The following is an 11025-nucleotide window of genomic DNA, read 5'->3' on the forward strand; positions in this document are numbered from 1 at the left end:
GACGCCGACAAGGCCGGCACCGATCTGGCTGGCGAGCCGAATGCGTTGTGCTTCACCACCGGAGAGCGTCTCTGCACTGCGGTCGAGCGACAGGTAGTTGAGGCCGACATTGACAAGAAAAGATAGCCGCTGATCGATCTCTTTAATAACTTTTGACGCAATTTCGCCCTTTTTACCGGGTAAATTGAGGTTTTTCGCGAATTCAAGCGCCTGGTCGATCGGCATTACCGTGATGTCGGGCAGACTAAGGTCGCCCACAAAGACGTTGCGTGCTGCCGTATTGAGGCGACTGCCGTGACAATCAGGGCAGGACTGTGTCGAGACGAACTTGGCGAGTTCCTCGCGAACCGAGTTGGATTCGGTCTCGTGATAGCGCCGCTTGATATTATTGATGATGCCCTCGAACGGCTGTTTCTTGGTCACCGAGCGACCGCGTTCGTTACGCCAGGTGAAAGAGATTTGCTTGCCAGCTGTACCGTGCAACACCAGCTTCTGTTGCTTGCTGTCGAGTTCATTCCAGGGTGTTTCCAGGTCAAAATCGGCCCAGTCAGCGACGGCTCTCAGCAGTTGGAAGTAGTAACTGCTGCGCCTGTCCCAACCCCTGATTGCGCCGCCGGCGAGGCTCAACTCTTCATTGGAGATGATTTTGCCCGGATCGAAAAACTGCTCGACGCCGAGACCATCACAAGTAGGGCAGGCACCCACCGGATTGTTGAACGAGAATAGCCGTGGTTCGAGCTCCTCAATACTGTAGCCACATGTTGGGCAGGCGAAGTTGGCGGAGAAGGTAATATCTTCCTTTCCCGGCTCATCCATCCATGCCACGTGCGCTACACCGCCAGCCAGCTTGAGGGTTGTTTCGAATGATTCAGCAAGGCGCTGCTGCAGGTCATCGCGTACTTTGAAACGGTCGATGACAACATCAATGCTGTGCTTCTTGTGCAGTTCCAGTTCGGGTGGATCATCAAGTTCGTAGATGTCGCCATCGATGCGTGCACGCAGAAAACCCTGTGCATGTAGCTCACCCAGCAGCTTGTGATATTCACCCTTGCGCTCGGAGATCACGGGTGCCAGCAGCATCAGCTTGTCGCCTTCAGGCAATGCCAGCACCTGGTCAACCATCTGGCTGACTGTCTGTGCCTCGAGGGTCAAGTTGTGATCCGGGCACTTGGGCGTTCCGGCGCGCGCAAACAGCAGGCGCAGGTAGTCATGGATTTCGGTAATGGTGCCGACCGTGGAGCGTGGGTTGTGGCTGGTGGTTTTCTGCTCGATCGAGATTGCCGGTGAAAGCCCCTCGATGTGGTCGATATCCGGCTTTTCCATCATCGACAGGAACTGGCGTGCATAGGCCGATAGTGATTCGACGTAGCGTCGCTGTCCTTCTGCATAGATGGTGTCGAAAGCGAGCGACGATTTACCTGAACCGGAGAGGCCGGTAATGACTATCAGCTTGTCACGCGGGAGCTGTAGCGAGATGTTCTTCAGGTTGTGGGTGCGCGCACCCTGTATATGGATCGTTTCCATGGTTTAGAGAATCGTTATCACAGCGAAATTGGGCCGAATCAGGTACTATACGACGTTTGACGGATAACGGGCAAAGGGTCTTTCACATAATGGCATCATCGACATCAACAGCTATGTCGGCGCAGGAGAAAAGGGCAGCATTTTCGCTGGCCAGTATTTTCGCATTGCGCATGTTCGGACTCTTCCTGATCATGCCCGTGTTTGCCATTTATGCTGGACAATTATCCGGCGTCACACCTGTTCTGATCGGTCTCGCAATCGGAATTTACGGCCTCACCCAGGCGCTGTTTCAAATTCCATTCGGTATGCTGTCGGACCGTATCGGTCGCAAGCCGGTGATTATCGGTGGTTTACTGCTGTTTGCCATCGGCAGCGTGGTTGCGGCAAATGGCGATTCGATAATCACAGTCATTATCGGCCGTGCCATCCAGGGCAGTGGCGCAATCGCTGCTGCCGTCATGGCGCTCGCTGCCGACCTCACGCGCGAAACTCACAGAACCAAGGCGATGGCGATCATCGGTATGAGTATCGGTTTCTCCTTTGCGTTGTCACTGGTTGCCGGACCGCTACTGGGAGCATGGATTGGTGTCTCAGGCATTTTCTGGCTGACGGCAGTCCTGGCAATTGCGGGCATCGGCATCCTTGCGCTGTTTGTTCCGACGCCGGTAAAAAGCAGTGTGCACCGTGACGCCGAATCTGTGCCCGGCCAGTTTGGCCGTGTACTGTCGAACAGCGGTCTGCTGCGCCTCGATTTCGGTATCTTCGTGTTGCACATGGTGATGACGTCGCTGTTTATCTCTTATCCGCTGATGTTGCGTGATAGCGGTGGGCTTGCCGTCGTTGATCACTGGATGGTCTACCTGCCGGTGTTGCTGGTCTCCATTGCCATGATGGTTCCTTTCATCATCATTGCCGAGCGCCGCAACAAAATGAAACCTGTGTTTCTCGGCGCAGTTGCCACGCTGGCAGTCGCGCAGGCGGGGCTGGGACTGATGGCCGAGAGCCTGTGGGGGCTGGTTGGCTGGCTGCTGCTCTACTTTGCGGCGTTTAACCTGCTGGAGGCGACCCTGCCGTCGCTGATCTCGAGAATTGCTCCGGCCAGTAGCAAGGGCACCGCGATGGGGGTCTACTCGACATCGCAGTTTTTCGGTGCATTTCTTGGCGGCCTTGTTGGCGGCTGGGTTTTCAGTCACCATGGTGCGCAGGGTGTTATGTTGTTCGGCGCAATCGCAGTCAGCGTATGGCTACTGGCAGCTGCCGGAATGCAGGCGCCATTACTTAAAACACGCATGCTGAAAATCCCTGAAGAAACAGATGACCTGCAGGCATATGAGCAGCGCCTCAATGCAATTGAAGGCGTCGAGGAAGTAGTCATTGTTGCAGAAGAGTCTGCCGCTTACCTCAAGGTCAACAGCAAGCAACTCGACACAATAAGTCTGGAAGCAGAAGAAGCTTCCGCATAAACTGAACAGAATAGATAACTGGAGGAGAGCGAAATGGCTCAACGTGGAGTAAATAAAGTCATCCTGATTGGCAATCTCGGGAAAGACCCGGAAGTCCGCTACATGCCCAACGGCAATGCGGTGGCAAATATCACTGTGGCAACCAGCGAAACCTGGAAAGACAAGAATACCGGTGAGCAGCAGGAGAAGACCGAGTGGCACAGGGTGGTCATGTTCCATCGTCTTGGTGAGATCGCAGGCGAGTATCTCAAGAAAGGCTCAAAGGTCTATCTTGAGGGAAAACTGCAGACTCGCAAGTGGCAGGACAACAACGGCCAGGATCGTTACACCACGGAGATCGTCGCCGACCAGATGCAGATGCTCGACAGCCGCGGTGGTTCGGCACCGATGGGTGGAGGCGGTGGCGCACCAGCCAAGCAGCAGCAGTCAAATGATAATGGCTTCTCTCAGCAGAGTGAGCCACCAGCAGCTGATTTTGATGACGATATTCCGTTCTAGAATAGCCTGAAGGAAAGAACGCTCTTTTATGAAACCGTCAACGACCACTGTTATGCACGACATCATCCGGCAGGTGAGGGAGGGCTTTCCCTTTTCGCTGGATGAGCAGGAGTTGTGCGCTGATGACGGGTGCAGTTACGGTTGCCCGAAAAAACTCCTGGAATATATCGATATCGAGATAATGGAATGGGAGGAGCGCCTGCATAGTGGGGAAACGCCGAATTTTCGTGATGTCGAGAAGTTGGCAAAAACCAGCAGGAAGATTCAGCGGGTTCTGGATAAGAACAGCCTGTTAAGTTAGGCAAGGCATTTCGCAAGCCCCGGTTCAGATTCGCTGCTGGTTTGCTTACCTCAATATGAAAATCATCGTTTTATTACTCCTCCTGTTGCCGCTCTCGGCCTTGGCCGAAGAGAGGCTGATCGAGTTACAGGATGGCACTGAAATACCAGTTGAGCATGTTGCAGCAACAGGTGTGCGAGTCATGCTTTGGTTGCCATCCGAATTTGGTATGTCACCAAGACAGCTTGAAGTCGCACAGGGCTTGGCTGAAGCTGGAATAGAGGTGTGGATGCCAGACCTACATAGTGGCTATTTTATTCCTCCGGGCCGCTATTCACTCAATGCACTAAAACCTGAAGTATTGCTGGAGCTCATGCAGAAAGCCCAATCGGTGAGCAACAAGCAGCTGTATATTATTGTATCCGGACGCATGTCAGCCAAGACGCTGGAAGCGATTCGCCTGTGGCAAATGGCAGGAGTGCAGAAGGAGCAGTTAGGCGGTGCAATCCTGGTCAGCCCAAAACTCTATGTAGGTACACCGCAAGGTGGTGAGGAAGCGACCTTTATTCCGGTTGCGCGTGCGACAAATCTGCCCGTTTACCTGCTTCAGCCAGTCAATACAGCACAACACTGGCGTATCAATAGTGTTGTTTCTGCCCTGGAAGAGGGTGGTGCACAGGTGTATTTACATCACTTGAAAGGGGTTGCCGATGGATTTCATACACGTCCCCTGGATGATACTGAGCCACAAGAGATTGAACTGACATCACGTTTGCATGCAATGCTTAATAAGGCAGTACAGCTATTAAGTGTGACATCGGCAGATTTAGCTTCTGTCCCCACTTCGCCTGAATTATCTGTACCAGTAAAACAGGCAGCCAGCAGCACCCTGCTCAAGCCCTATGTTGGTGAGCAACCGGAGCTCACATTGAAACTGGCCGATATGCACGGTAATCAGTTCGACCTGGCGCATTTGAAAAACAAGGTGGTGGTACTGAACTTCTGGGCAACCTGGTGTCCTCCCTGCGTCGAGGAGATTCCTTCTCTTGAGCGTTTACGCAAGCTGATGGTCTCGAGGTGGTAAGCATTGATGTTGGCGAGAGTACGCCCGAAGTGCAGGCGTTCTTAAAGGATAAACCGGTTGATTTCCCGGTGTTGCTTGATCCTGAAGCAGAAGCGTTTACAAGCTGGAACGGCTATGCATTCCCGACAACGTTCGTGCTCGAGCGTGAACACAAGATTCGCTATGCCGTTTTTGGTGCTTTTGAATGGGATGCTGAAGAAGTGGTCGAGACGCTGCGCCAATTGACGCAGTAGCCCTGACCTGGCTGGATGTGTCTAGGAGCTGCTCTCCTTGCGGAGTTCAGTCACCTGCCTGGCGCCTATTCCCCAGTTATCCGTATCAACCTCATCAATGATCACCATGGTCGTGGCCGGGTTCTTGTTGAGAACATCGACAACCAGTTGAGTGGCGCCTTCGATCAGCTGCTGCTTCTGTTCTTTGGTTACACCATCGTTGGTAATCTTGATGTTGATTAATGGCATTGATTCATACTCCTGTCTGTTTGGTTGAGTGAGTGATAACTAGCATTCTGTCACGCTGACTGCGAGTCCACCCAGCGATGTCTCCTTGAATTTGCTCGACATCTCCAGCCCCGTCTGTTTCATTGCGGCGATACAGTTGTCGAGCGGCATGAAGTGTTCACCACTGCCGTGCATGGCGAGTGAGGCGGCAGCGTGTGCCTTGATTGCACCGAAGCCATTGCGTTCGATGCAAGGCACCTGCACCAGTCCGTTGACGGGATCACAGGTCATTCCGAGGTGGTGCTCGAGAGCGATTTCAGCGGCATTCTCAATCTGTTCAGTAGTGCCTCCGCGCACAGCGCAGAGTCCCGCGGCAGCCATTGCCGCTGCTGATCCCACCTCGCCCTGGCAACCGACTTCTGCGCCGGAGATTGAACTGTTGTGCTTGATGATGCCGCCGATAGCACTGGCCGTGAGGAGGAATTCCCGAATCTGTTCACGGCTGCCGTTTTCGTGCGTCAAAAGATAGTAGAGCACCGCAGGTATGACGCCGGCAGCGCCATTGGTCGGTGCTGTCACCACCATGTGCCCGGCCGCATTCTCTTCGTTGACCGCCATCGCATAGGCACACAGCCAGTCGTTGACTGTTGCCGTTTGCTGATCATCGAAAAGTTGCTGATGTAGTGCTTTTGCCCGCCTTGTCAGGTCAAGGCCGCCGGGGAGGGTGCCTTCAGCATTTAATCCGTTTTCGATGCAGGTTTGCATAGCCTCCCAGATAGAGTCGAGGCCACTCAGAAGTGCTTCCTCACCAATCTGTTGCAGTTCATTGGCCTGCTTCATGGCTGCGATGCTGAGGCCACTTTTGCCGGACATCTGCAGCATTGATTTCGCGGAATCGAATGGATAGGGATAGTTCGAGGCAGATCGCATTTTGAGAGGTGCAACGACTTCCCCGATATCGGCAAGAGTGCAAATAAAACCGCCACCGATAGAGAAGAAGGTTTCAGAAAGCAGGCTCTCTCCTGATACATCAAGCAGGTCTAAAACCATTCCGTTAGGATGCTGCGGTAGAGGCACCCCGCGGTCAAAAATAATATCCTGTTGTGGATTGAAACTCACAAGCTGGCTATCCCCGATGGAGATGGTCTCTTTTTGCTGTATCGCATCCAGCAGGGCTTCAATATCTTGACCGGCCAGCTCTTTCGCCGTATAGCTATGCAGCCCGAGCGTCACTGCACGATCTGTTGCGTGCCCTTTTCCGGTATAGGCAAGTGATCCCTTGAGAGTGCAACGCAGTGAGAGGCCCTGCGAATGTGTATGGGTCTGCAAGTACTCACCGACCTGGCCGACAAAGTTATTAGCAGCCAGCATGGGGCCGAGGGTATGCGAGCTTGAAGGCCCGATTCCGACCTTGAAGAGTTCGAGGACGCTGATAAACATCTGTTTCTTGTATCTCAAGCAGCGCTGAAGATCAACTGGTGGGGATCAGGGATTTGTCCCTGAGGCTATTGCCTGTGTCTTCTTGAGGGTATTTGTATGGTGCTGCAGCAACGCTTTTGCCATCTCGGTTTGTACAGTGTCATCTTTCTGCAGTTCTCTGAAGATGCTGTCTTGCTGGTTCTCTTCCTGGCTGCTGACCCAGTTCTCTTTTCGGGAAATGATATTCATCGGAATTCCTCGCTGCGTACATATGAGAGCAAAGGTCAGGTCAACCATGTTGCGATGTTTCCAGCGGCGCACGTCAAGCCTGAGTGTGTCAGTGTTAAATGCCGTGGTACAGGTACCCAGTATGTGAACACGGCTTTCAGTGTCAGAGGCCATACTTCTATTGGTAACACGTCTGTCGTTGAGGTAATGGTTGATTTCAGGCTTTAGTATTGATCCATGGACTCCAGCAACGAAGGTATTATCGCCCTGTTGCAAATATTCAACCATTCGCTCGACGTAATCCTGTGGATAGAGAAGATCATCGTCAAGAGAGAAGTAATAGTCTCCGTCACCCGCCATCAGCAGACCAAGAAATTTACCGTTTGCCCGGTGATCACCAAAGTTCTGTGAAGTGAGGCAAACGATCTTCGGATGTCGAATGAGTGGTAGTTTTTCGAAACGGTCAAAAAAGAGATAGAGCCGGTCGAGCTGGGGAAGGATGGAGGCAATCGCAGGCCATAGTGTGTGGATTCGGGATGGCATCGTTGCCATACCTCCGATGATCATCGGCTTGTCTGAATGCCTGATCCAGCCTGGTGCCTCTCCTGCCATGTCATCCTGTTCAGCGACAGTATTGAAAAAGTCGCTGATTTCCTCGGGAGCTGGCCCCCGGGGGTAGCGTGGGCTGGTCATATTTGTTCGGGTGGCAAATGCACGGGTGACATATTCATTCGCCCTTGCTTTGACAACCTCAGTGTAAAACCTTTTAGGTCCTAGCTGTTCGACCTGGTCAGAAAAAGCGCTTTTAAATGCCCTGAAGCGGTGAGGTCTGATCCAGTGATTGAGCACCCTGTTAGTCTCGGTTTCTATTCCCCATGTACCGGTAAAGGCCTGCAGGGACTTGATGGCAAGTTCATCCGACCAGCGAAACACCATATAGGGAAGATCGATCTCTTTGAAAGGGATCTTGGCCATATAGGTTACAACGGCGTTTTTCTCGAAAGTGACCTTGCCACCGGCGACTTTTGATCTAAGGCCAAAATCTATCTGCTCTCTCGTGATTAGGCGTTCATCCATGGGACCGATACGACGAATGTAGTCACTTCTTGCGAGGAAGCAGTGAAACTCGACTATCTCATTCTCGACCGGTGTCATGATGTCAGAGAGCTCTGCAACAGGCCTGTCCATCAGTCTGTGGCGTTCGGTGACGTATGGCTTGTTTCCCTTGTCTTTCTTGATCACAAGGCGGCCGCCAGCATGATGAATAATACTGGCTTCGGGCGGGCCAATACAGATCAGAGGTGCAACCAGGTCGCTGTCGTATTGTTCCCTGTTGCTTATCAGTGCTTCAAGCCAGCCAGGCTCGTAGTGAATATCATTGTCGGTAAAGACAACGAGTTCTGTCTGCACCCGGTCGAAGCCGATGTTGCGGGCCTCCTGGGGGGTGATGAAGTAGTCAGTTCCTATCCATTCGAAGTGGCGCTGCTCCCGGAGTTGCTCAAGCTGCTGACAGGTATTCTCCGGCGAGCATCCTTCCACCACGATAACAGGAATCTCGTCAGAAATAGTCGCGAACAGTGACTGCAGCGATGCGGTGATTGAGGTAAACCTTTCACGTGGCGAAACGACTATGCTGCCTTCCATTCTTGGTGTCCCCTGGATTAATAGTCTGTCATGAATTGCAGCTTGGTAACCTTGTCAGTGTGTTAGATTACTAGGCAGCATTCAGACAGAATCATTCAAGATTATATGACAAAGATGACACCCATCGCACAGACCAATCTACAACTCTATCGGCAACTGATTGCGTGTCAGTGGTCTGAAAAAGAGCTTAATGCAGCGCGCGTGGCCTATGAGATTGCCATGAAGCTCTTCCCGTGCCGTTTTCGTGGCAGTGGTAAGCACTTTGTCAGCCACCTGGTAGGAACGGCGAGTGTATTGGCCGCTGTTGATCTTCCCCCGGTGTTGTCATTGCAGGTGTATTGCATGCTGCGTACCTGCAGGGGGATTTTCTTGATGGAGGCCAGGGTATTACAGAGAGTCGCAGGCAGTTCATTTTAAATAGATTCGGTATGAAAATAGAGGGGATGATTGCCGGGTATAGCAGGCTGTCCTGGACTCACTCAGTCGTAACAAAACTTCTGGGAAGTGGCGCAAGCCTGAAGGAACTTGAAAGAAATATCATGGCGATCAGGATAGCGAATGATATTGATGATCATCTGGATTGCGGGATGTTATTCAGTAACAAGGCTGAAAAAAGAGAGGCCAGGAAAGGTGAACAGCATCCTTTGTCGAGACTGGCTAAAAAAATTGAACTGTCACAGTTGTCTGAACTTGTTGATGAGGTATATGCAGATCAATATGAAACAGAACTGCCAGATGTATTACGATCAGGCAAGTCGGTTTCTTTTGATATCAAATCGACTAACTCTTGACCTCAGAGCAGATGCGATAGTGTTACAACAATTTGCATGATTAAGCCGGGTGCAGCAAACCGGGATTGTCAGTGTTGTCTTTTTCTAACCGGAAACAGGATAGCCGCCACATCCGTATAGTTCTCGGCAAAATGCACCTTGATGCCCTTGCGGATGTGCTCGGGAATCTCTTCATAATCGTCCTGGTTATCGATTGGCAGAATCAATTCGCGAATGCCGGAGCGGCGTGCCGCAATTACTTTTTCCCTAATGCCACCGACAGGGAATACCTGCCCGGTGAGAGTTAGTTCGCCGGTCATGGCGATATCACGAACCGGTTTTTTGCCAAGCGCCAGTGACAGCAGGGCAGTGGCCATGGCGATACCGGCAGAGGGTCCATCCTTGGGTGTTGCGCCTGCGGGTACATGCAGGTGAATGAAAGCACTGCTGAAGAAATCCTCTTCAATCGGGTATTCATGTGCATGGCTGACAATATAGCCATACGCAATTTCGGCCGACTCCTGCATCACGTCGCCAAGCTGACCGGTCAGTTTCAGGCCGCGGTTGAAGCTGTGCGTATGCACTGCCTCGATACTCAGGGTGGCGCCGCCCATGGATGTCCAGGCGAGGCCGGTGACGACGCCGACACCGGGCAGTTTGCGTTCATCGGTAAATAGCTTTGACCCAAGCCACTCCTTGATGTTTTCCTTGCCGACAGTGATCGGGGTTTTTGCCTTGCCAAGAATTTTGACAGCTGCTTTGCGAACGATCTTGCCAATCTCTTTTTCTAGGCGCCGCACCCCAGCGTCTCGTGCATAGCCATCAATGATGGCACGCAGTGCGGGCGTGCCGATTTTGACTTCGCTGCGCTTGAGCCCGACACGCTTGAGTTGGCGTGGCAGCAGGTACTTGCGTGCAATCTGCAGTTTCTCCTCGGCGATATAGCCCGACAGCGGAATCATCTCCATGCGATCGAGCAATGGGCCCGGAATCGTATCGAGCTGGTTTGCTGTGCAGATGAATAGCGCTTTGGAGAGGTCAAAACGCAGGTCGAGATAGTGATCGAGGAAGTCGCTGTTCTGTTCAGGGTCGAGCACTTCAAGCAACGCCGATGCCGGATCGCCCTGGTAGGAGGCGCCAATCTTGTCGATCTCGTCGAGCATGATGACCGGGTTGCGGGTCTCCACCTCTTTCATCGCCTGAATGAACTTGCCGGGCATGGCGCCAATATAGGTGCGCCTGTGTCCCTTGATCTCTGCCTCGTCTCGAATGCCACCGACCGATAAACGGGAGAAGCTGCGCCCGAGTGCTTCGGCAATCGATTTTCCTATCGAAGTCTTGCCAACGCCGGGCGGGCCGACCAGTAAAATGATCGAGCCGTTGATTTCACCCTTCATGATGCCGACAGCAAGGAACTCGATGATGCGTTCCTTAACCTCGTCGAGACCATAGTGATCTTTGTCGAGAGTTTTGCGTGCCAAGTCGAGATCGAGGTGGTCTTCGGACTCCTTGCCCCACGGCAGCAGGGTGATCCAGTCGATGTAGTTACGCGTCAATGCGTACTCGGGTGAGCCAACCTCCGCTGCGCGCCAAGGAGAGAGAATCGAAGGCGCGTAGTCCCCGGTAGCCACTAGGCGAGACTGTTTTTCTGACGTGCGCCAGCGCCAAAGGAAAA

The 11025-nt window shown here is 52.7% G+C and carries 10 protein-coding genes and 1 pseudogene; 6 read left to right on the forward strand and 5 right to left on the reverse strand.

The window, feature by feature from the left end; all coding sequences use genetic code 11:
- The coding region (locus BOW51_RS03280; protein ID WP_503167661.1) for a UvrA family protein at nt 1–1524 on the reverse strand (1524 nt) is incomplete at its 3' end.
- A gap of 89 nt (nt 1525–1613) precedes the next feature.
- Here BOW51_RS03280 and BOW51_RS03285 point away from each other — a divergent pair.
- The 4 genes and pseudogenes from BOW51_RS03285 (at nt 1614) to BOW51_RS11580 (ending at nt 5082) form a co-directional block, all read left to right on the forward strand.
- Nucleotides 1614–2987, forward strand: a complete 1374-nt coding sequence (locus tag BOW51_RS03285) for an MFS transporter (protein ID WP_078476422.1) — start codon at nt 1614–1616, stop codon at nt 2985–2987.
- Between the two features lie 33 nt (nt 2988–3020).
- Entirely contained in the window at nt 3021–3485 is a 465-nt protein-coding gene (gene ssb / locus BOW51_RS03290) for a single-stranded DNA-binding protein (RefSeq protein WP_078476423.1), read from the forward strand.
- Nucleotides 3486–3513: 28 nt separating this feature from the next.
- Nucleotides 3514–3786, forward strand: coding sequence for a hypothetical protein (locus BOW51_RS03295; protein WP_078476424.1), 273 nt, complete (start codon nt 3514–3516; stop codon nt 3784–3786).
- Between the two features lie 922 nt (nt 3787–4708).
- Nucleotides 4709–5082 (forward strand): annotated as a pseudogene (locus tag BOW51_RS11580) (TlpA disulfide reductase family protein).
- A gap of 21 nt (nt 5083–5103) precedes the next feature.
- Here BOW51_RS11580 and BOW51_RS03310 read toward each other — a convergent pair.
- Genes BOW51_RS03310 through BOW51_RS03320 form a run of 3 tightly spaced genes read right to left on the reverse strand, consistent with a single transcriptional unit; the run spans nt 5104 to nt 8580 of the window.
- Entirely contained in the window at nt 5104–5310 is a 207-nt protein-coding gene (locus BOW51_RS03310) for a 2-hydroxymuconate tautomerase family protein (protein ID WP_078476427.1), read from the reverse strand.
- Between the two features lie 39 nt (nt 5311–5349).
- Nucleotides 5350–6729 (reverse strand): L-serine ammonia-lyase, encoded by a 1380-nt coding sequence (locus BOW51_RS03315; protein WP_078476428.1) that lies wholly within the window; start codon nt 6727–6729, stop codon nt 5350–5352.
- Nucleotides 6730–6774: 45 nt separating this feature from the next.
- A complete protein-coding gene (locus BOW51_RS03320) occupies nt 6775–8580 on the reverse strand; it encodes a glycosyltransferase (protein ID WP_078476429.1) in 1806 nt (601 codons plus the stop codon).
- Nucleotides 8581–8685: 105 nt separating this feature from the next.
- On the opposite strand from BOW51_RS03320, the gene BOW51_RS03325 reads away from it, so the two are divergent.
- Together BOW51_RS03325 and BOW51_RS03330 are read left to right on the forward strand one after the other, a co-directional pair.
- Complete coding sequence (locus BOW51_RS03325; RefSeq protein WP_078476430.1) at nt 8686–8997, forward strand: hypothetical protein; 312 nt, start codon at nt 8686–8688, stop codon at nt 8995–8997.
- An 11-nt stretch (nt 8998–9008) separates the two neighbouring features.
- The gene (locus BOW51_RS03330; protein WP_135568024.1) at nt 9009–9371 is read left to right on the forward strand and encodes a hypothetical protein; all 363 of its coding nucleotides are present in this window, start codon (nt 9009–9011) and stop codon (nt 9369–9371) included.
- Between the two features lie 68 nt (nt 9372–9439).
- On the opposite strand, the gene lon is transcribed toward BOW51_RS03330, so the two are convergent.
- On the reverse strand, nt 9440–11025 hold a 1586-nt coding region (lon, locus tag BOW51_RS03335), incomplete at its 5' end, for an endopeptidase La (protein ID WP_135568025.1).

It is taken from the genome of Solemya elarraichensis gill symbiont (assembly GCF_002021095.1).
Classification (GTDB): Bacteria; Pseudomonadota; Gammaproteobacteria; order Chromatiales; family Chromatiaceae.

Coding starts and splice junctions, on each gene's coding strand:
- BOW51_RS03295 (WP_078476424.1), top strand. CDS start 3,514: ATGAAACCGTCAACGACCACTGTTATGCACGACATCATCCGGCAGGTG.
- ssb (WP_078476423.1), top strand. CDS start 3,021: ATGGCTCAACGTGGAGTAAATAAAGTCATCCTGATTGGCAATCTCGGG.
- BOW51_RS03320 (WP_078476429.1), bottom strand. CDS start 8,580: ATGGAAGGCAGCATAGTCGTTTCGCCACGTGAAAGGTTTACCTCAATC.
- BOW51_RS03325 (WP_078476430.1), top strand. CDS start 8,686: ATGACAAAGATGACACCCATCGCACAGACCAATCTACAACTCTATCGG.
- BOW51_RS03310 (WP_078476427.1), bottom strand. CDS start 5,310: ATGCCATTAATCAACATCAAGATTACCAACGATGGTGTAACCAAAGAA.
- BOW51_RS03315 (WP_078476428.1), bottom strand. CDS start 6,729: ATGTTTATCAGCGTCCTCGAACTCTTCAAGGTCGGAATCGGGCCTTCA.
- BOW51_RS03330 (WP_135568024.1), top strand. CDS start 9,009: ATGAAAATAGAGGGGATGATTGCCGGGTATAGCAGGCTGTCCTGGACT.
- BOW51_RS03285 (WP_078476422.1), top strand. CDS start 1,614: ATGGCATCATCGACATCAACAGCTATGTCGGCGCAGGAGAAAAGGGCA.